Annotated in this window: 24 protein-coding genes; 23 read left to right on the top strand and 1 reads right to left on the bottom strand. The window is 66.7% G+C overall.

The window, feature by feature from the left end:
• Positions 1-29 precede the first annotated feature (29 nt).
• The 7 genes from C7K55_RS00735 (at position 30) to rsmD (ending at position 5,891) form a co-directional block, all read left to right on the top strand.
• Positions 30-1,190, top strand: coding sequence for a homocysteine biosynthesis protein (locus C7K55_RS00735; RefSeq protein WP_106501489.1), 1,161 nt, complete (start codon positions 30-32; stop codon positions 1,188-1,190).
• 82 nt (positions 1,191-1,272) lie between these two features.
• On the top strand, positions 1,273-1,833 hold the full coding sequence (locus tag C7K55_RS00730; RefSeq protein WP_106501488.1) for a CAAD domain-containing protein: 561 nt from the start codon (positions 1,273-1,275) through the stop codon (positions 1,831-1,833).
• A 65-nt stretch (positions 1,834-1,898) separates the two neighbouring features.
• The gene (locus tag C7K55_RS00725) at positions 1,899-3,062 is read left to right on the top strand and encodes a GuaB3 family IMP dehydrogenase-related protein (RefSeq protein ID WP_106501487.1); all 1,164 of its coding nucleotides are present in this window, start codon (positions 1,899-1,901) and stop codon (positions 3,060-3,062) included.
• Positions 3,063-3,272: 210 nt separating this feature from the next.
• On the top strand, positions 3,273-3,596 hold the full coding sequence (gene trxA / locus C7K55_RS00720; RefSeq protein WP_106501486.1) for a thioredoxin: 324 nt from the start codon (positions 3,273-3,275) through the stop codon (positions 3,594-3,596).
• A gap of 53 nt (positions 3,597-3,649) precedes the next feature.
• A complete protein-coding gene (locus C7K55_RS00715) occupies positions 3,650-4,684 on the top strand; it encodes an LOG family protein (protein ID WP_241518071.1) in 1,035 nt (344 codons plus the stop codon).
• Positions 4,681-5,304, top strand: a complete 624-nt coding sequence (gene hisH / locus C7K55_RS00710; protein ID WP_106501484.1) for an imidazole glycerol phosphate synthase subunit HisH — start codon at positions 4,681-4,683, stop codon at positions 5,302-5,304. The genes C7K55_RS00715 and hisH overlap by 4 nt, the downstream gene beginning before the upstream one ends.
• Positions 5,301-5,891, top strand: coding sequence for a 16S rRNA (guanine(966)-N(2))-methyltransferase RsmD (gene rsmD, locus C7K55_RS00705; protein WP_106501483.1), 591 nt, complete (start codon positions 5,301-5,303; stop codon positions 5,889-5,891). The genes hisH and rsmD overlap by 4 nt, the downstream gene beginning before the upstream one ends.
• A 3-nt stretch (positions 5,892-5,894) precedes the next feature.
• Here rsmD and petG read toward each other — a convergent pair whose 3' ends face one another.
• Positions 5,895-6,005 carry a cytochrome b6-f complex subunit V gene (gene petG / locus C7K55_RS00700; protein WP_094559756.1) on the bottom strand — a complete coding sequence of 37 codons (111 nt, stop codon included), beginning with the start codon at positions 6,003-6,005 and terminating at the stop codon, positions 5,895-5,897.
• A gap of 144 nt (positions 6,006-6,149) precedes the next feature.
• Here petG and C7K55_RS00695 point away from each other — a divergent pair, with 144 nt between their 5' ends.
• The 16 genes from C7K55_RS00695 (at position 6,150) to C7K55_RS00625 (ending at position 19,133) form a co-directional block, all read left to right on the top strand.
• Positions 6,150-6,467: a c-type cytochrome gene (locus C7K55_RS00695; protein ID WP_106501704.1), complete on the top strand. Its 318-nt coding sequence runs from the start codon at positions 6,150-6,152 to the stop codon at positions 6,465-6,467.
• Positions 6,464-7,213, top strand: a complete 750-nt coding sequence (locus C7K55_RS00690) for an RNA methyltransferase (RefSeq protein ID WP_241518070.1) — start codon at positions 6,464-6,466, stop codon at positions 7,211-7,213. The genes C7K55_RS00695 and C7K55_RS00690 overlap by 4 nt, the downstream gene beginning before the upstream one ends.
• Before the next feature lie 105 nt (positions 7,214-7,318).
• Positions 7,319-8,299 (top strand): serine hydrolase, encoded by a 981-nt coding sequence (locus tag C7K55_RS00685; RefSeq protein WP_106501702.1) that lies wholly within the window; start codon positions 7,319-7,321, stop codon positions 8,297-8,299.
• Positions 8,296-9,747 (top strand): DUF3370 domain-containing protein, encoded by a 1,452-nt coding sequence (locus C7K55_RS00680; protein ID WP_106501482.1) that lies wholly within the window; start codon positions 8,296-8,298, stop codon positions 9,745-9,747. The genes C7K55_RS00685 and C7K55_RS00680 overlap by 4 nt, the downstream gene beginning before the upstream one ends.
• Positions 9,744-10,832 carry a magnesium chelatase ATPase subunit I gene (gene bchI / locus C7K55_RS00675; RefSeq protein WP_106501481.1) on the top strand — a complete coding sequence of 363 codons (1,089 nt, stop codon included), beginning with the start codon at positions 9,744-9,746 and terminating at the stop codon, positions 10,830-10,832. Before C7K55_RS00680 ends, bchI begins: the two co-directional genes overlap by 4 nt.
• 8 nt (positions 10,833-10,840) lie before the next feature.
• Complete coding sequence (locus C7K55_RS00670; RefSeq protein ID WP_106501480.1) at positions 10,841-11,464, top strand: histidine phosphatase family protein; 624 nt, start codon at positions 10,841-10,843, stop codon at positions 11,462-11,464.
• 125 nt (positions 11,465-11,589) lie between these two features.
• Positions 11,590-12,360 carry a phosphatase PAP2 family protein gene (locus C7K55_RS00665; RefSeq protein ID WP_106501479.1) on the top strand — a complete coding sequence of 257 codons (771 nt, stop codon included), beginning with the start codon at positions 11,590-11,592 and terminating at the stop codon, positions 12,358-12,360.
• Between the two features lie 3 nt (positions 12,361-12,363).
• The gene (gene ruvC, locus C7K55_RS00660) at positions 12,364-12,837 is read left to right on the top strand and encodes a crossover junction endodeoxyribonuclease RuvC (protein ID WP_106501478.1); all 474 of its coding nucleotides are present in this window, start codon (positions 12,364-12,366) and stop codon (positions 12,835-12,837) included.
• A complete protein-coding gene (locus tag C7K55_RS00655) occupies positions 12,834-13,433 on the top strand; it encodes a 5-formyltetrahydrofolate cyclo-ligase (protein WP_106501477.1) in 600 nt (199 codons plus the stop codon). The genes ruvC and C7K55_RS00655 overlap by 4 nt, the downstream gene beginning before the upstream one ends.
• A gap of 84 nt (positions 13,434-13,517) precedes the next feature.
• The gene (locus tag C7K55_RS13660; RefSeq protein ID WP_193486089.1) at positions 13,518-13,694 is read left to right on the top strand and encodes a hypothetical protein; all 177 of its coding nucleotides are present in this window, start codon (positions 13,518-13,520) and stop codon (positions 13,692-13,694) included.
• Between the two features lie 7 nt (positions 13,695-13,701).
• Complete coding sequence (locus tag C7K55_RS00650) at positions 13,702-14,175, top strand: hypothetical protein (RefSeq protein ID WP_106501476.1); 474 nt, start codon at positions 13,702-13,704, stop codon at positions 14,173-14,175.
• The gene (locus C7K55_RS00645; RefSeq protein WP_106501475.1) at positions 14,175-14,606 is read left to right on the top strand and encodes a SufE family protein; all 432 of its coding nucleotides are present in this window, start codon (positions 14,175-14,177) and stop codon (positions 14,604-14,606) included. Before C7K55_RS00650 ends, C7K55_RS00645 begins: the two co-directional genes overlap by 1 nt.
• A gap of 34 nt (positions 14,607-14,640) precedes the next feature.
• Positions 14,641-15,972 carry a homoserine dehydrogenase gene (locus tag C7K55_RS00640; protein WP_106501474.1) on the top strand — a complete coding sequence of 444 codons (1,332 nt, stop codon included), beginning with the start codon at positions 14,641-14,643 and terminating at the stop codon, positions 15,970-15,972.
• 260 nt (positions 15,973-16,232) lie between these two features.
• Positions 16,233-16,457, top strand: coding sequence for a hypothetical protein (locus tag C7K55_RS00635; RefSeq protein WP_106501473.1), 225 nt, complete (start codon positions 16,233-16,235; stop codon positions 16,455-16,457).
• A 25-nt stretch (positions 16,458-16,482) separates the two neighbouring features.
• A complete protein-coding gene (locus tag C7K55_RS00630; RefSeq protein ID WP_241518069.1) occupies positions 16,483-18,105 on the top strand; it encodes an ABC transporter substrate-binding protein in 1,623 nt (540 codons plus the stop codon).
• Complete coding sequence (locus C7K55_RS00625) at positions 18,102-19,133, top strand: ABC transporter permease (protein ID WP_106501472.1); 1,032 nt, start codon at positions 18,102-18,104, stop codon at positions 19,131-19,133. The genes C7K55_RS00630 and C7K55_RS00625 overlap by 4 nt, the downstream gene beginning before the upstream one ends.
• Positions 19,134-19,141: the final 8 nt, after the last annotated feature.

Here is a 19,141-nt window from a genome sequence, read left to right as displayed (position 1 = left end):
ATGGTCAGTTTATCTGAAGCCCAGGGGGAATGCCCAAATCCGATCCATTCCCGCCACGCCAGGAGGCGGAGCTAAGGCTCAAGCAGCAACGGGGCCAGCTGCAGGTGCGCGCCGCCGCCGAATTTCGCAGCCTGGTGCTGCAAGCCGGGCTGGCCGAGGCCTACGCCAGCACTGATGTGGTGGTGGCAGCCGATGCGGGCTTCAGCGACCAGGCCAGCCTGCTCCTAAGCCTCGGCCCCACGGATCCACCGATCCGCCTGCGCGACGGCCAGCTGGCCGGAGTGGCGGGGCTAGCGGGCTGCGGCAGCGGCGAGCTGGTGCTGCCGATCGGAGGCGGCCTAGGCGATGCGATGGGCGGCGCCCAACTGCTCGGAGCCCTGCTGCAGGGCCGGGCCCTGCCCTTCAACGCCAGCGGCGAGGCCACCGCCCTGCACCCGCGCCGGGAGCTGCACACGGAGCTGGGGCTGGAGCAGATCGGCGCTGGCCGGCTGCTGCTGCATCGGGCCATCAGTGAAAACGGCGTAGTTGCCCTCAGCCAGGCGGAAGGGCCCTGCCCCAGCCCCTACGGCACCCTGCTGGGTCCAGCCGCCAACGCCCTCTATTCCTGCGGCGGCGCCGGCAGCATCGGCCTCACCATGCCGGGGTTGTCGCTGCTGGGGCCTGGCTCACCGGTGCTGGTGGGCGGCGCCATCGGCTGGGTGATAGGGGCTGGCAGCGGCCACCAGCCCGGTTGCCGGCGCCAGGCCAGCGGCCACGCCCGCACCCCCGGCGCGGCCGCCGCCGTGAGCGTGGATTTGCACGGACTGCGACCCGAGTGGGTGCGCCCTTGTTTTTTTGAGGGCCATGGCAGCGCCCTACTGATTGCGATTGCGGCGCCGGTGCCCCTGATCAATGCCGAGGTAGCCCGCCAGGCCGCCGCTGGCCCCCAGGAGCTCGAGGCGCCCGTGCTCGACCTGTCGGTGCCGCGGCGGATCAAACCCAGCCTGGGCTCGGTGACCTACGCCGAGCTGCTCAGCGGCACGATCCAGGTGGCAGGACGCTCGGTGGCCTGTGCGCCCTCCCACAGCCCGCGGCTGGCCGCCGCCGCCTGCGAGGCCCTGATAGCAGCCCTGATCGACGGCAGCTTCCCCCTGCGCTTACCGGTTGTGCCACTGAGCAGCCGCCCCAGCCTGCTGCCGATTGAGGCCTAGGGCTTGGAGTCCCAGGGCTTGGAGTCTTGGCCAACCGCACCTAAGCTCCCGCCACATTCCTATCCCCGCCGCGCCGCCCGCCATGGCCGACGACACCATCACCAACCCCGACACCAACCCCGACACCAGCCCCGACGGGGCTGTTCAACAGCCAGTCGAACAGCCAGTGGAACAGATTGTTGAGCAGGTCGTTGAACAGGTTGTTGAACAGCCCGCTCCAGAGGCGGCGCCCCCCGAACCCAGCATTGCCGCCACCCTGGTAATTGAAGCCAGTCCCAGCGCAGGCTCCAAGTCGTTCAGTGACGAAGCCGAGCCCCAAAGCGGCGAAGGTGGTGAGTGGGAACTGCTGCTGGGCAAGCTGCGCCAGTGGCTCGATCAAAACGAGCTCAACAACCTGTGGGCCCAGGCCCGCAAACCGGTCACCATCCTTGCTGGCCTTGTGGGCCTGCTGCTGGTGCTGCGGGTCTACAGCGCCGTGCTGGGTGCCCTCGACAGCTTGCCCCTGGTGCCCGGCCTGCTCGAGCTAGCTGGGGTGGTGTGGGCGGTGCGCTACGGCATTCCCAAACTGCTGCGCAGCAGCGAGCGCGAACGGCTGCTGGGCGGTCTGAGCCAAAGCTGGAAAGCCTTCCGCGGCAAGGCCTGATCCCACCTTGCTCCGCGGCCTGCGGGCGGCTGGTTGATAGCTTGTCCCGAATTAGTTGGCTCCAGGTGGACATTCAGCTCGGTCGCTTCCGCACTGTGCGTCGTGCCTACGGCATCGACGAGATCGCCCTGGTGCCGGGTGGCCGCACGGTTGATCCAGCTATCACGGACAGCAGTTGGAGCCTCGGCGGCATCAGTCGCGAGATTCCGATCATCGCCAGTGCCATGGACGGGGTGGTCGATGTGGCCATGGCGGTGGAACTGAGCAAACAGGGAGCCCTAGGCGTTTTGAACCTGGAGGGCGTCCAGTGCCGCTACGACGACCCCAATCCCATCCTCGACCGCATCGCAGCGGTGGGCAAGGAGGACTTCGTGCCCCTGATGCAGGAGCTCTACAGCCAGCCGGTGCGGGAAGACCTGATCCGTCAGCGGATTGCCGAGATCAAGCAGCAGGGCGGCATCGCGGCGGTGAGCGCCACTCCAGTGGCCGCCCTGCGATTCGGCAAGGCCATCGCCGAAGCCGGCGCCGACCTTTTCTTCGTGCAGGCAACGGTGGTCAGCACCGAGCACATCGGCCCTGAGGGCCAGGAGAGCCTCGATCTTGAGCACCTTTGCCGCACCTTCGGGGTGCCCGTGATCATTGGCAATTGCGTCACCTATGAGGTGGCACTGAAGTTGATGCGGGCCGGCGCCGCCGGCGTGATGGTGGGCATCGGCCCAGGTGCTGCCTGCACCAGCCGCGGTGTGCTGGGTATAGGCATTCCCCAAGCCACCTCAGTTTCCGACTGTGCCGCCGCCCGCGACGAATATTTCACCGAGAGCGGCCGCTACGTGCCGATCGTGGCCGATGGCGGCATCGTCAACGGCGGTGACATCTGCAAGTGCCTGGCCTGCGGCGCCGACGCCGTGATGATCGGCTCCCCCATTGCCCGCGCCAGCGAGGCCCCCGGCCGGGGCTTCCACTGGGGTATGGCCACCCCTAGCCCGGTGCTGCCCCGCGGCACCCGCATCAAAGTTGGCACCACCGGCAGCCTGGAAAAAATTCTGCGGGGTCCGGCCGGTCTCGATGACGGCACCCAGAACCTGCTGGGCTGCATTCGCACCTCGATGGGCACCCTCGGCGCCCGCACCATCAAAGACATGCAGAAAGTGGAGGTGGTGGTCGCCCCCTCCCTGCTCACTGAAGGCAAGGTCTACCAAAAAGCCCAGCAGCTAGGCATGGGCAAATAAGCAAGGGCGGTTGTTTCTACAGGCGGGACAGACTGCAGCGTTAGCCTCAGTAGGTGCGAGCTTCGGCTCTCACACTCCTCACACCCTCCAGCCCGGCGCGTCCGGGCCTTTTGTCTTCTCCCTCCCAGGCTCACCGGATCACGACCTGCAACGGTCGTGGGTAGGCCTTAAACAACCTTGCTAGATTCGCCAAACCCTGATCCTGCAAGGATGTCCAGCGCCGCTGCTGTCACTGATGCCTCCTTTGAGCAAGACGTGCTCAAAAGTGATTTGCCCGTGCTGATCGACTTCTGGGCCCCCTGGTGCGGCCCTTGCCGCATGGTGGCGCCAATCGTCGACGAAATCGCCACCGAATTCGAAGGCAAGATCAAAGTGTTCAAGCTAAACACCGACGAAAATCCCAACGTCGCCAGCCAGTACGGCATCCGCAGCATCCCCACCCTGATGATCTTCAAGGGGGGCCAGAAGGTCGACACGGTGGTTGGTGCCGTGCCTAAAACAACCCTGTCGTCCACAATTTCCAAGTACCTCTGAGCGCAGTTGAGCATCTAGTCCTGAGCGACCCATCCCATTTCGGCCAGAGCCCTTTGCAGGTTCTGGCCCATGAGCTCGAAAACCACCCCCAGCGGCATCTGATCGAGCGCTCCCTGGTTTCCCTGCTGCAGGTGGGTCGCCACGAGCGTGGCCTGGATGAATGGCGGCTTATCAGTGGCGCCCTAGCCGACATCAGTGAGGCCCTTGAGGTCTTTCGTCCCCGCCGCAACACCCGCAAGATCACCGTCTTCGGTTCAGCTCGTACGGTGCAAAGCGACCCCAGCTACGCGTTGGCCGAAGAGCTGGCCCGCTATGCGGTGGCCGCTGGATTTGACGTAATGACCGGCGCCGGCGGCGGCATTATGGAGGCCGCCAACAGCGGTGCCGGCTGTGAGGCCAGCATCGGCCTCAACGTGGACCTGCCGTTTGAGCAGCACGCCAACCGCTTTGTGAGCAGCTGCGATGGCCGGCTGCTCCACTTCCGCTATTTCTTCACCCGCAAACTTTTCTTTTTGCGTGAGAGCGATGCCCTGGTGGTGATGCCAGGCGGCTTCGGCACCCTCGACGAGCTATTCGAATCGCTCACCTTGATCCAAACCGGCCGCACCCCACCGATTCCCCTGGTGCTGCTTGCTCCCCCCGGCAACCCCTTCTGGAGCGGCTGGCAGCGCGATGTCAGCCAGGGGTTGGCCGCCAGCGGCCTGATCTCCCCCGAAGACGGCGACATATTGAGGGAGGCCCACAGTGCCGAGGAGGCAGTGGCCCACATCAGCCGCTTCTATCGCCTTTTTCACTCCGCCAGGCTGGGCGACAACCGCATCGAGCTGCTGCTCAACTGCGCCCTGCAGCCAGTTCAGCTATCTGCCCTCAACCTGCAGTTCGATGATCTGGTGGATGAGGGTGTTATCCAGGCGAGCGAGACCGTCGACGATGCCGGCCTGCTGCGCCCCTGCCTGAATTTCCACTTCAATCGCCGCCGCATCGGCCGGCTCTACCAGCTGCTCGACACACTCAACGGGCTAGAGGTGCCTCCAGAGCAGCTGCTTACGGAGCCCGGCCGCCGCCAACCAAGTTCTTCGGCCCCATGAGTCGCCTCGGCTTGATCGATTACGGCATGGGCAATCTGCACTCTGTGCAGCGGGCTTTCGAACGGCTTGGCGCAACGGTCCAGACCGTTCAATGCGGCGCCGAAATGGAGGGCTGCAAGGCCCTGGTGCTGCCAGGGGTCGGAGCCTTTGATCCGGCGATGGAGCGCCTGCGCCAGGGTGGTCTGGCAGAGGCGATCACGACCTGGTGCGATGCCGGCCGGCCCCTGCTGGGCATTTGCCTGGGGCTGCAGCTGCTGTTTGAGGCCAGTGACGAGGGCGAAGCCGAAGGCCTGGGCCTGCTTAAGGGGCGGGTGCGGGCCCTGCCCCGCCGGCCTGGCCACCCGATTCCGCACATGGGCTGGGAGCCCCTGGTGCCAGCAAACCCCAGTCCCCTGCTACCGGCCGGCAGCCCGGAGAGCTGGGTGTATTTCGTGCACTCCTACGCCGCCGAGCCCAGTGATCCGGCCTGCAGCACCGCCCTGGTGCGCTTCGCCGACACCGCTGTCACCGCCGCTGTCTGGCAGGGCGCCATTGGCGCCTGCCAGTTTCACCCGGAAAAATCAGGCCCCCACGGCGAAGCAATCCTGCGCCGCTGGCTGGCCTGGCTCGCTGCCTTATGAGCCTGCGGATTAGCGGGGGCCGGCGGCTACAGAGTCCGCCGGGCAGCATCGCCCGCCCCACCAGCTCCCGGGTGCGGCTGGCGGTAATGAACCTGCTGGCAGCCGAGCTGCCCGGCTGCGCCTGGCTGGATCTATGCAGCGGCAGCGGCGCTATGGCCTGCGAAGCCCTGCATCGGGGTGCTAACCGAGTTGTGGCAATCGAGCAAGACCGCCGCATCGCCGCCGTGACCCGCACCAATCTCGAAGCGGTGCATCAGGGGCTGGGTGACGCCGGCCGCCAAGCGACCGCCTGGGCGGTGCACTGCCGCGAGGTGGGGCGTTGGCTTGCGGAGCCAAATCAACATGCAGCCTTTGATTTGATCTATGCCGACCCCCCCTACGCCGCAGACCTTTATGCCCAGATAGCCAGTGCTGTACTGGCAGGAGGCTGGCTCAAGCCAGGCGGCACCTTGATCTGGGAATGCGCCAGCTCCAAGCTGCCAGCGATTCCAGCCGGGTGGAGCAAGCTCGATGAACGGCGCTACGGCAGCACCAGCTTGCTGCTACTGGACCAAGTCCACTGCAGCACCGATCGAAGTGTCGACTGAAGCTCAGTCGAGCAGGGTGCCACGGCGATACTGGTTCCAGGCGGCTACAAACAAACCAGCCAGGGTCACGGGGATCAGACCGAGCACGATGCCGCAGAGCAGGGGTTCGATCATGGGAGCACTGACAAGGCGTTCAAGGCACAATTGTTCCACGCCCATCCCCCTTATCGCGAGCGCCCCGCACCAACTGTGACCGGCCAACCCCTAAACCCAGATGCCGCAAAAGGGCGCCGCGGCCTGATCGCTGCCCTGGTGGGCATGGCGGCCGCGGCCTGCATCGTGGCGGTGTTGCTGGTGCTGCCTGCAGCCCAGGCCGATCCCTATAGCCGTCAGACCCTTGAGCTCAGCGGCTCCAGCGAGAAGGGCGGCCGGCTGTTTCGGCTCAATTGCGCCGGCTGCCACGGCATCGCCGCCCAAGGGCTGGTGGGCCCCAATCTCCACGGGGTCGCCGCCCGCAAGAGCTCCCGCCAGTTGATCCAGCAGGTGGTGAGTGGCCGCACGCCGCCGATGCCCCGCTTCCAACCGGAACCCCAGGCCATGGCGGACCTGCTGGCCTATCTGAACGGTCTTGTGTGAGCGGCGCCGCCCAGCTGGCCGTAGTGCTGGTGGAACCCTCCGGGCCGCTCAACGTCGGCAGCGTTGCTCGCCTCTGCGCCAACTTCGACGTAGGTGAGCTGCGCCTAGTGGCCCCTCGCTGCGACCACCTCGGCGAGGAGGCCCGGCGCATGGCCGTACATGGCGGCCGGCTGCTGGAGCAGGCCCGCCTGTTCCCCAGTCTCAGCGCCGCCCTGGCCGACTGCTGCCGGGTGGTGGCCACCAGCGGCCGGCGCTCCGGCGAGCCCCTACCCCTGCAAGCACCGGAGCCGGCCCTGCTCTGGCTGGCCCAGGCCAGGGGGCCCTGCGCCCTGGTGTTCGGCCGGGAGGATCGGGGCCTCAGCAACGACGAGCTGCTCCAGGCTGGCCAGCTGCTCACCCTGGGCAGCGGCGACGCCTATGCCTCCCTCAACCTCTCCCACGCTGCAGCCCTAGTGCTGCATAGCTGGCATTGCTTAGAAAGCAGCCTGGGCAGCAGCCCTGAGGTTGGCGCCCTGCCGGAGCCAAGCGACCGCCAGGCCCTCGAAGCGATGCTCGGCGATGCCGAGGCCCTGCTGCTCGACGTGGGTTTCCTCCATCCCCACACTGCCCACGCCCGCATGGCCAAGCTGCGGGGGCTGCTACAGCGGGCCCAAATCTCCACTGAAGAGGTGGCCCTGGTGCGCGGCATGGTGCGCCAGCTGCGCTGGGCCAGTGAGCGCGGGAGCAACCCTGGCCAGACCCCTTAACTTCAGGTCACTTCGTTGGAGTGGCCCGTGACCACTGGCCGTCAGCCCCGTAGCCCCAAGAACCGCTGGGGAGGCCCCTTTCGGTTGGTGTTGCGCCTGGTGGTGATGGGAATTGGTCTGGGCGTGGTCACCGGCACCAGCCTCAAGCTGCTGGCCCCCCGCCTGGCCCAAGGCGCCAGCAAGGCCCCCAGCCTCGACCTCGGCGCAGCCCGCAATAGCAAGGGCCTCGATCCGGGGCAGTTCGAAGCCCGCACGGAGCTGGCAGCGGTGAGCAAGCGCTGGAGCGAGCTGGCAGCAGCCCAGAAAGGCCTCACCGCCAGCGCCTTCCTGCTGGTGCTCGACGACGGCCGCTTTGCCCAGCTGCAGCCCGACCTACCCCTGCCGGCCGCCAGCTCAATCAAAACGCCGATCCTGCTGGCAGGCCTGGAAGACCTCGACAACGGCAAGTTGCGCTGGAACGAGCCCCTGCCCCTCACCAAAGAGGTGATGGGCGGCGGAGCCGGCTGGATGGCCAACAAACCGGTGGGCACCCGCTTCCCGTTTTTTGAAGCGGCCACCGAAATGATCCGGGTGAGCGACAACAGCGCCACCAACCTGCTGATCAAGCGTCTAGGCGGCAAAACGACGCTCAATGAGCGTTTCACCGCCATGGGCCTGCCTTCAACGGCAGTCAACAACTGGCTGCCCGATCTCGAAGGCACCAACACCACCAGCAGCCGCGACCTGGCCAAGTCGATCGCCATGGTGGATATCGGCGAAAGCCTGAGTCCCCGGGCTCGGGACCTGTTTAGGGAAATCATGGGCAGCTCCCGCACCAACACCCTGATTCCCCTGGGCTTACTCCAGGGACTTGGTAAAGATGCCGCCGACCCCGACAGCGAGCTGCTCAGTTTCGGCATCACCGTCTACAACAAAACCGGTGATATCGGCATTGCCTACGCCGATGCGGCCCTGATCCAGCTCCCCAACGGCCAGCGCGCCGTGGCGGCCTTCATGGTTAAAGGTCCGTTCAATGACCCCCGCTCCACCGATCTGATCCGCGCCATGGCAGCTGAAGTATCAAAAACCCTGGTAGGCCGCAAATGAACCGTCCTCGCCTGCTCCATGCCAGCTGGCTGCCCCTGCTGCTGCTAACCAGCCTGGCTGCCCCCGCCGGCTTGGCCCAGCCCGCCCCCGTGCTGCGCCCCCAGACCGTGGCGCCCTTGAGCGGCGGTCTGGATCGGCTGCTGCTGGTAAACGACAACAACCCCGAGCTGATTCGCGCGCCCGGGATCCTGCTCTCCACTTTCCCCGGCGCCGGCCGAGGCGTGCCTGCAGCCCACCTGGATGTGGCGCTAAACGGCCGCTTTGATCTGTTCAGCCATCACGTGTATGCGGGCAAGCCGGAGAGCCCCGACTCCACCCTGTGGCTGGCGGTGCTGGCCGCTCCCCGCGGCCCCGGCCCCGTAACCCTGAAGCTGCTGGCTGGCTCAACGGCCCTTTCTCAGGCGGTAGATCCCGGCCAGGCCGGCGCCCCCTTCCTGCCCCTGCCAGCCCTGATGGTTCAGGGCACTACGCCGGTGTGGGCTGGCCCCGGCAGCCGGGTGGCCACCGAATTGCTGGCCCGCCAGCGCAGCCCCGAGCTGCCCGCCAGCTGGACCCTGACCCCAGGCGCTCCCACCACCCTGATCGTGCTGCCCCTGCCGGTGCGGGGCCTCGATCCCCTGCTCAACGGCCGCAACCTGCAGCTGCGGCTGGAGAGCTCGGGCCCCGTGAGCCTGGCCACCCTGGCGGCCTTCGGCAGCGGCAATCAGCCGCCGGCCCCCTCCAGCTGGGCCGCCCTGCTGGAGGGGGATCTCAGCCCCCGGGAGCACAGCCCCACCCCCCGCGGCAGCAAGGGGGGCATGGTGTATTCGCGGGTGAGTGGGGTGCAGGTGGGCAGCGTTTGGCGCAGCCGCCTCAGCGATCCGGGCAAAAACTGGTTGAGCGTGAGCCGGGCGCCGATCTCCTGGCCGATCAGCAGCCTGGAGCGCGGCACCCTGGGCACCGGCCAGGTGCAAACCGCCGAGCTGCAGGCCTTTTACCCCGGCACGGCCTGGGCCGCCCACGGCAACTACGGCGTCGAATACGACCTCAGCATCCCCTTGCGCAACGACACGCCCAAGCCGGTGACCCTGCAGCTGGCCCTGGAATCGCCGCTCAAAGGCGATGCCGCCATGGGTGGCCTGCGCTTCAAAAGCATTGGCGGCATCGCTAGTGGCAGCCGGCCGGTGATGTTCCGCGGCACGGTGGAGGTGACGGGCCTTGATGGCGCCAGCGCGGGCAGCAGGCCCGTTGGCCGGCGCAGCTTCCATCTGGTGCAGCGTGCTGGTGAACCCAGCCCCGCCTTTGGCACCATCAGCCTGGCTCCAGGGGCCAGCCGCCAGCTGCAGGTGCGGCTGATCTATCCGGCCGATGCCACCCCGCCCCAGGTGCTCAGCCTGTTGCCGCTTCCAGATCCAGCTATGAACCCAGCTGTGAAACAATCCGAATCAACTCCAACCAGCCGTCCGTGACGCCAGCTCGCAAGCGCAGGGTCTTCCCCTTCACCGCGATCGTCGGGCAGGAGGAGATGAAGCTGGCCCTGCTGCTCAACGTGATCGATCCGCGCATTGGCGGCGTGATGATCATGGGCGACCGGGGCACCGGCAAATCGACCACCATCCGGGCCCTGGCCGACCTGCTGCCCGAAATCGATGTGGTGGCGGGCGACCCGTACAACAGCTCCCCCTTCGACCCAGATCTGCAGAGCACGGAGGTGCGTGCCCGCGCCGAGCAGGGTGAGGAGCTACCGGTGGAGCCCCGCCAGGTGCCGATGGTAGACCTACCCCTAGGCGCCACGGAAGATCGCCTCTGCGGCACGATCGACATCGAAAAGGCTCTGAGTGAAGGCGTGCGGGCCTTTGAGCCCGGCCTACTGGCCAAGGCCAACCGCGGCCTGCTCTACGTGGATGAGGTGAACCTGCTCGACGACCACCTGGTGGACGTGCTGCTGGATTCAGCCGCCTCCGGCTGGAACACGGTGGAGCGCGAAGGCGTGAGCGTGCGCCACCCGGCCCGCTTCGTGCTGATCGGCTCCGGCAACCCCGAGGAGGGGGAGCTGCGGCCCCAGCTGCTCGATCGCTTCGGCATGAGCGTGGAGGTGCGCACCGTGCGCGATCCAGGGCTGCGGGTGCAGGTGGTGGATCAGCGCACCGCCTTCGACAGCGATCCAGACGGCTTCAACAACGCCGTACAAACCACCCAGGACGCCCTGCAGGACCGTGTGATTGCGGCGCAGAAGCTGCTGAATCAAGTTGCAATCGACGCCGACCTACGCATTCGCATCTCGGCGGTGTGCGGCGAGCTGGATGTGGATGGCCTGCGCGGCGACATCGTCACCAACCGAGCCGCCCGGGCCCTGGCCGCCTTCGAGGGTCGCACCGAAGTGGGCGAAGAAGACGTGGCTCGCGTCATGGCCTGCTGCCTGCGCCATCGCCTGCGCAAAGACCCGCTGGAAACGATCGACTCCGGCGACCGGGTGGTGAAGGTGTTCTGCAAGGTGTTCGAGCGCTCCGACAGCAGCGATCGCAGCGCCTTCGAGCTGGCGTTGGTGGGGTGAAGCACCCCATGGCCTCATCGGCTGACTGCATCGGCTGGGGGATGCTTTGCAGCGCCTGTCTCGGACTGATGCCACTGGCCCCCTCCGCTCGGGCCACGCCCGAGCTGGTGGTGCTGATGCGGCATGGCCACAAAGGTCCTGGGGGGTCCAATTACAACCTGTCGGCGCAGGGATTCGAGCGCGCTAATGCGCTGGCCTCGCTACTGCCGCAATGTTTTGGGCGCCCCAGCCAGATCCGTAGCTTCTATCTCGATCCCATTTCCGGCAAGAACGCCCGCAGTTACCAGACGGCCGTGCCTCTAGCGGTTGCTACCGGCGTAGACATCGCCATCGACCTCGCCTCCCGCGAGGATTCTTTCCGCTCAGGTCGCCAAATTCTCACCGATCCAAGTGTTGCCGGCGGCAGGGTGATGCTGTTCTGGGAACACCGTCGCCTGCCCCAGCTCGCCGCAGGCCTGGGCTGGCCAGCGATGGCGCCGATCGCCGACGACGACTTCGACCAGCTGGTTGTGCTCCGCTACCGGCCGTCCCTAATGCAACCCGAGGTGCGGACCTACAGCCAGGCCCAGCTGCTCGATGGCCAGCAGCGCTGTGAACCACTCCTGGAGCCTGGTCGGCAACCGCGGAGCTGACCATCGCCGGCCCTGAAGTCCTCAGATCATCAGATCATCAGATCATCAGATCATCAGATCCTCAGATCCTCAGATCCTCAGATTCAGATATTGCCTCCCCCCAATTTTTTACAACGATCACCGCCATGTCCACCTGTGCCCCACACCGTTCCACCACCCTGCGGCGATCTCAGTGGGTAGCTGGTCTGCTGGCCGCCCTAGCCCTGCAGCAAACATGCCTGGCCGCCCAGGCCGAACCGGCAGCAGCTGAGCTCAAACTCGACCAGCGCCGACTGGCCGCAATCGCTGGCCTCCCTCCAGCGCCCGGCAGCGCCGCGGAAGCCGCTGATCTGGCGATCCTGGAGTGGCTGCAGCGCTTCCGAAGCCCGGAGATCGTGGCCACCACCTGGCTGCTACTAGACCGCGACCTCAATGTCTTCAGCAGCGCTGTGGGCACTGAGCTCGGCAAGGCCACGCCAATGCTCAGCGCCGGCCTTCACGCGTTCATGGCGCCGGTGAACAGCGCCTATCGGGGAATCAAGCAACAACAGGGCCGCATCCGTCCCTACATCGCCCACCCTGGGCTGGAGCCCTGTCTGCCACGGGAGAACACCGGCTCCTTTCCCTCTGGGCACGCCGTGTGGTTCCGCAGCACAGCCGAGCTGCTCGCTGACCTACTTCCCGAGCGTCGCGAGCGCCTGCATCACGTAGGCCGCCAGGGTGGAGCCAACCGGGTGCTGTGCGGCGTGCATTACCCCTCCGATGTGGAGGCAGGCCAGCGCCTTGGGGCCGACGCCGCCCTGCAGATCATCGCCAGTCCCCAGTGGCGAGCCTTCCGGCAGGATCCGGCGCTACGGGCGGAGCTCGAATTGTTGCGGGCAGTTCCAGCCAAGGCCCTGCCGCCGATGCTGCGCTGAACCATGCGGATCCTCGGCATCGATCCCGGCCTGGCCCGCGTCGGCTACGGGATGATTGAGGTGGAGGAGCACCGCGGCGGCGCCCAGCACCTGCTCGACTGCGGCATCATCCGCACCGATCCTGGACGCAGCGAAGGGGAGCGGATGGTGGAGATCGCCCGCGACCTGAGGGTGCTGATCCGCACCTGGCAGCCCCAGCTGGCGGTGGTGGAAAAGTTTTTCTTCTACCGCTCCAGCACCACGATCTCGGTGGTTCAGGCCCGCGGCGTGCTGATGATGACCCTGGCGCGGTTCAAGGTGCCGGTGGTTGAGTTTCCGCCGATGCAGATCAAGCTGGCCCTCACCGGCCATGGCCACGCCCAGAAGGACGACGTGCTCGAGGCGGTGATGCGGGAGCTCAACCTCGACACCCCACCCCGTCCCGATGACGCCGCCGACGCCCTCGCCGCGGCCCTCACCGGCTGGTTTCAGCGATGAGCGCCAAAGCGAGCCTGCGTCAGCAGTTCCGGGCCAGGCGCCTGGCCCTGCTGCCGGAGGCCCAGCCCGCCATCGAGGCCCAGGCCAGGCGGCACTGTCCTGCTCTGCTGCCCCCCGGCCGCCACCTGGGGCTCTACTGGCCCCTGGCCGGCGAAGTCGACCTGCGCTCGCTGCAGGCCCTACTGCCCAACCAGCTGGCCCTGCCGGCCATCACCGCCGCCCCCGGCGATCCGGCGGCCCGACTGGTGTACCGCCCCTGGCGGAGCAGCGACGTCCTAGAGCCCGATGGCTGCAGCATCCCCGCCCCAGCGGCACGAGCCGCAGCGCCTGACGAGGGCGCGCTGGCCGCGGCGCAGCTGGGCCTGCTGTTGATTCCGGCCCTGGCCTGCGATGCCACAGGAATCCGCCTGGGCTACGGCGGCGGCTGGTACGACCGGCTGCGGGCCGACCCCACCTGGGCCCAGGTGCCGGCCCTGGCGGTGCTACCTCGGGGCTGCCGCGTTGAGCAGCTGCCCCGCGACCCCTGGGATGTGCCCCTGCAGGGCTGGATCGATGAAGACGGCCTCGGGCACTCTTCTTGCGGGCACCCTTCTTGAGGGCACCCTTCTTGACAATGCCTTTACACGGGACGCACTCCGAGCAGCTATTTGCCAGGATCAGCTCATAGAACAGGCCACGCCTTGGATCTCAAAGCTTTTACTGCTCCCTGCAGCTACGCCTCGGTCCCAGAAAGGGTCTTGGCTGCCGAACTTCAGGAGCGCGGCCAAAGCCACGACGCCCTCTCGATGATGGTGAGCTCGATGGTGCGGATGGTGCAGGCCGGCAAAAGCAGCGATAGTCGTTGGCAAGCTTCCTGATTCAGCCATGAATCTGCGTGTAATTCCGGCCCTGCTGCTGCTTGCCAGCGCCGCCCCGGCCCATAGCCACGCGATTGAAAGCAGCCTGGAGCGCCTGAGCAGCCTCACCGATCAACTGGTGCTCGACAGCCGTTTCGGCAACGGGGAACCCGCCGATGATGCGGTGGTGCGGCTGGTGCCTCCCAACGGTGAACCGATCGAAGTAGGTCGCACCGATGCCAGCGGCCAACTCCGCTTCCAGCTACCTAGCAATGCAACCTCCGCCTGGGAGCTGCAAGTAGACCGCGGCCCAGGCCACCGCGACTATCTCGAGCTACCAGGGGCAGCACCGGCGCTTTCAACTGGCTTCAACAGCTCCCGACCAGGGCATGGAATCCGAACAGGGCAAGGAATCCGAACAGGGCTGGCACTGCTCGGCCTCAGTGCCGCAGCAGGCGCCCTGGGAGGAGCCCTGAGCTGGCGCCGCGGCGGCCGGCGCTGATGAGCATTGCCCCCAGTGGCAGTCCGGCCCTCGACCGCATGGTGGAGCGCCTCGCCAGCACCAGCGATCCCCGCCGCCGCTACGAATACGTACTTTGGCTGGCCAAAAAGCTCGAGCCCCTGCCCGAGGAATTTCGCAATGACGCCTTCAAGGTGAAGGGCTGCGTTTCACAGGTATTTGTGGTGGCGGAGTTAGTCGATGGCGCCCTGCACTGGCACGGTGACTCCGACGCAGCCATCACCAAGGGACTGCTGGCCCTGCTGATCGAAGGGCTCGAAGGGCTGACGCCGCAGCAGGCCACCGCCATCGATCCGGCCTTCATCGCCGCCACCGGCCTGCAGGCCAGCCTGACTCCCTCAAGGGCCAACGGCTTTCTCAACATCCTGCGGCTGATGCAGGCCCAAGCCCAGTCCTTAGGCCAAGCCAGTTGATTTCTAGGATCAACAAATTGATACCCCCCAAAGAATGACCATCGGCATCGGCTTGCTCGGGCTCGGCACGGTGGGGGCTGGTGTGGCAGCCATCCTGGCGACCCCAGCCGGCCGCCACCCGCTGGTGGGCGAACTCGAATTGCGGCGGGTGGCCGTGCGCGACCTAAACCGGCCGCGGCCGGTGGAATTGGCAGCCGAACTGCTCAGCACCGACCCAGAAGCCGTGGTCGACGACCTGGCGGTCGAGATCGTGGTGGAGGTGATGGGTGGCCTGGAGCCGGCCCGCTCCCTGATCCTGCGGGCGATTGCGGCCGGCAAACCGGTAGTAACCGCCAACAAGGCCGTAATTGCGCGCTATGGCGAGGAGATCGCCGCCGCCGCCGCCCGCAGTGGGGTGTACGTGCTGATCGAAGCCGCCGTAGGTGGCGGCATCCCGATCATCGAGCCCCTGAAGCAGTCCCTGGGAGCCAACCGGATCCAGCGGGTGAGCGGCATCATCAACGGCACCACCAACTACATCCTCAGCCGCATGGCGGCAGAGGGAGCCGCCTACCCAGACGTGCTAGCTGACGCCCAGCGCCTTGGCTACGCCGAAGCCGACCCCGCCGCTGATGTGCAGGGGGGAGATGCGGCCGACAAGATCGCAATCTTGGCGGGCCTGGCCTACGGCGGTCCGGTGCCCCGCGAGGCCATCCCAACAGAGGGGATCGACCAGCTCGATGCCCGCGACATCGCCTACGCCGAACAGCTTGGCTATGTGGTGAAGCTTTTGGCCGTGGCCCAGGCGATGCCAAGTGAGCAAGCCATGCCTGGCGAGCAAGCCGAACAGCTCCTCGATGTGCGCGTCCATCCCACCCTGCTGCCCAAGGCCCATCCGCTGGCCGGGGTGAACGGTGTCAACAACGCGATCCTGGTGGAGGGAGACCCCGTGGGCCAGGTGATGTTCTACGGGCCCGGGGCTGGAGCCGGACCCACTGCATCGGCGGTGGTGGCCGACATTCTCAACATCGCCGGCATCCGCCAGGCCACTGGCGGTAGGGGCACTCAGGCGCCCCTCGATCCCCTGCTGGCCGCCGGCAGCTGGCGCGACTGCCAGCTGGTCGAGAGTGCCGTAACCAGCCACCGCAACTACTTGCGGCTGCGCACCAGCGATCGGGCCGGCGTGATCGGTGCTATCGGCACCTGCTTTGGCGAAGCGGGGGTGTCGATTCAATCGATAGTGCAGTTCGAAACCCAGAGCGCCGGCGGCGCCGAAATCGTGGTGATCACCCACGAGGTTTGCGAAGCCAACTTCCGCCAGGCCCTAGCCGCAATCGAGGCCCTGACAGATGTTCAGGCCGTGGCCGCCTGCCTGCGCACCCTTTAGCAGCGGGCCTGATTGACTCCATCAGGTCTCCAAATCGCCATCAACTGGCCAATGGGGCCAGCAGCAGGCCACAGTGGATCACAAATCGAAATTAATTATTAAGACCCCAGCGGGGTCTGATCTGGAGGGGCCAGCTACTGAGGCAAGCCCTGTCGAGATCCCCACACCCAGGCCGATGTTTGTAGCGAGACGAACAGTGTTTAGACCCTGTCCCCCGCAACATCTGCCCAGCAAGTACCAATCAGTTAGCCCTTAACCCCATGACCGGCCCCACCTGCTCCAGTGCCCAGGCCTCGAGCACAGTCAACCTTCACCAAGGCGCCTGCGTGCACCTTGAAAGCGATGAGCAGCTCTACCAAGTGATTGGCGTCGACGACCACCACGACCGCTGCTGGCTGCGCCGCTGGCCCCTGGCGCGCCAGGGATCGGAAGTGTTTGAAATTTCCCTGCAACAGGTGCGCCCTGCCTGGCCTCATCGGTCTTGAATGGCGGTGATTTGATGGCCGCCCCTTGCCCCGCGCTCCGCGGCTGACCCAAACCCTGGCAGCAGCCCTGCTGACCAGCGGCCTGGCAGCTGGCCTGACTCTCTCCGGCTGCCGGCCCAAGCACGAGGCGTCGGCCAACCGGCTGGTAGTTGCCAGCAAAAACCGCATCGACACGGTTGATCCAGGCGGCGCCTACACCTTCGGCGCCATGCAGCTGCTGAGCGCGATCGGCGATCCGCTCTATGCGATCAATGCCGCTGGCCAGCTGGAGCCGCGTCTGGCAGTGGCGCTGCCCCAGCTGAGTGCCGACGGGCTCAAGGCCCAGGTGCAGCTGCGCCAGGGCGTGCGCTTTCACGACGGCACGCCGTTCAATGCCGCGGCCATGGTGTTCAGCCTGGAGCGCTTCCTAGCCATCGGCAAGCTCAGCTACCTGCTGGGCGATCGGGTAAGCGCCGCGCGGGCCGTGGGTCCCTACACAATCGAGCTGACGCTCAAGCGCCCCTTCAGCCCCCTGGCCGAGCTGCTCAGCGCCGTCAACCTGACGCCCCTCTCCCCCAGCGCCTACAAAAACCATCGCGATCGCTTCCTCAACGACCGCTTCGTGGGCACCGGGCCCTACCGGCTCAGCTTCTTCACAGGCCAGCAGCAACGCTTAGAGCCGTTTGCGGGGTATTGGGGGGCCAAACCCGCCAATGGCGGTATCGACCTGGTGTCGCTCAGTAATTCCACCGCCCTCTACGGCGCCCTGCAGAGCGGCGAGGTGGATGTGCTGCTCTCGACCAGCCTCGAAATCGACCAGCAGGCCGCCTTGCAACGCCAGGCTGCAGCTGGCAGCCTGCAGGTGGGCAGCGGTCCGGCATTGGAGATCGGCTACCTCACCATGCTCACCGACCAGCCGCCCCTCAACGATCCCCGGCTACGCCAAGCAGTGGCCTACAGCCTCGATCGCAACACCATCAGCCGCCGGGTAACCCTGGGCCTGCGGCCGCCCCTGCGCGAGCTGGTACCCCCCAGCCTCAAGGGCTCCGACCCCCAGGCCTGGCCCAGCTACAACCCAGCCAAGGCCCGCCAGCTCTATCGCCAGGCCGGTTACTGCCAGGGCAAGCGCCTGGCCCTGCCGCTCACCTTCCGCTCCAACATCCCCGCCGATCGGATGTTTGCCCTCACCTGGCAGGCCCAGCTGCAGCAAGATCTGGGCGATTGCGTTGAGCTCGAGGTGACCGGCATGGAGGCCACCACCGCCTACCGCCAGCTGGGGGAAGGGTCCTTCCCCCTAATCCTGCTGGAGTGGATGGGCGACTTTCCCGATGCCGACAACTACCTGGTGCCCTTGCTGGGCTGTGAGGAAGCCCAAGGGGAGCGCTGTCTCAAGGGGGCCAGCGCCGCCAGTGGCAGTTTCTGGGCCAAACCCGGCCTGCAACAAGACCTGGAGCGCAGTGCTTCCGTAGCCGGCCCCGCCCGCGCCGCCCTGTTGCGCAGCATCCAGCGCCAAACGGCAGCCGCCAACCCCTACCTACCGGTGTGGCTGGTGGCCCCGCGGGCCTGGGCCCAGCCCAGCATCAGCCAGCCCCGTTTCGATGGCTCCGGCCGCCTATTGCTACAGGAATTGACCCGTAAGCAGACCCCCCAAGGGAGCACCAAACCATGAGCCGCCGCCGGGCCCTTTTGCGCTACCTGGCCGCCCGGCTGGCGCTGGCTCCATTGATGTTGTGGCTGATCGCCAGCCTGGTTTTTCTGCTGCTGCGGCTTGCGCCTGGGGATCCGATCGACGCCCTGCTCGGCACCCGCGCTCCCGAAAGCGCCCGCGCTGCGCTGCGGGCCCAGCTGGGCTTGGATCAACCATTGCTGCACCAATACGGCAGCTTCCTGGGCAAATTGCTGCATGGCGACCTGGGCGCCTCGCTCACCAACCAGGAACCGGTGACGGAAGTAATTCGCCAAAGCCTGCCTGCCTCCCTGGAGCTGGGGGTGGTGGCCCTGCTGCTGGCTGCCGTTGTGGGTCTAGCGGTGGGCTTTTCCGGCATTGCCCGCCCGGAAGGGAAGCTCGATCTAGCCGGCCGGCTCTACGGCATCGGCACCTATGCCCTACCGCCCTTCTGGGCCGCAATGGTGGTGCAGTTGGTGTTTGCGGTGTGGCTGGGCTGGCTGCCGGTGGGGGGGCGCTTCCCGCCCACCTTGCTGCCGCCCGAGGGCAGCGGCTTCTACCTGCTCGACAGCCTGCGCAGTGGCCTGGCCACGGGCGAATGGCAGCTGCTGCTAGGGAGTGTGCGCCATCTGGTGCTGCCAGCCGCCACCCTGGGCCTATTGCTCAGCGGCATCTTCGCCAACTCGCTGCGACTCAATCTGCGCCGCACCCTCGGCGCCGATTACGTGGAAGCAGCCCGCAGCCGCGGCCTGGGCGAAGCCCGGGTGGTGCTGCGCCATGCCCTGCCCAATGCCCTGCTGCCGGTGCTCACGATCACGGGCATCACCGTGGCGTCGCTGATCGGCGGAGCGCTGCTAATCGAGGTCACCTACTCCTGGCCCGGCATCGCCTTCCGGCTGCAGGAAGCGATCGGCCAGCGCGACTACCCGCTGGTGCAGGGCATCGTGGTGGTGGTGGCCGGCCTGGTGGTGCTGGTGACGGTGCTGGTGGATCTACTGGTGGCCGTGCTCGATCCGCGCATCAAGTTCTGAGCTTCAGC

This window comes from Cyanobium usitatum str. Tous (assembly GCF_003011885.1).
In the GTDB taxonomy this organism is placed as follows: domain Bacteria; phylum Cyanobacteriota; class Cyanobacteriia; order PCC-6307; family Cyanobiaceae; genus Cyanobium_A; species Cyanobium_A usitatum.
The sequence above is the reverse complement of the archived record's forward strand: the minus strand, read 5'-3'. Positions and strand labels throughout refer to the sequence as shown.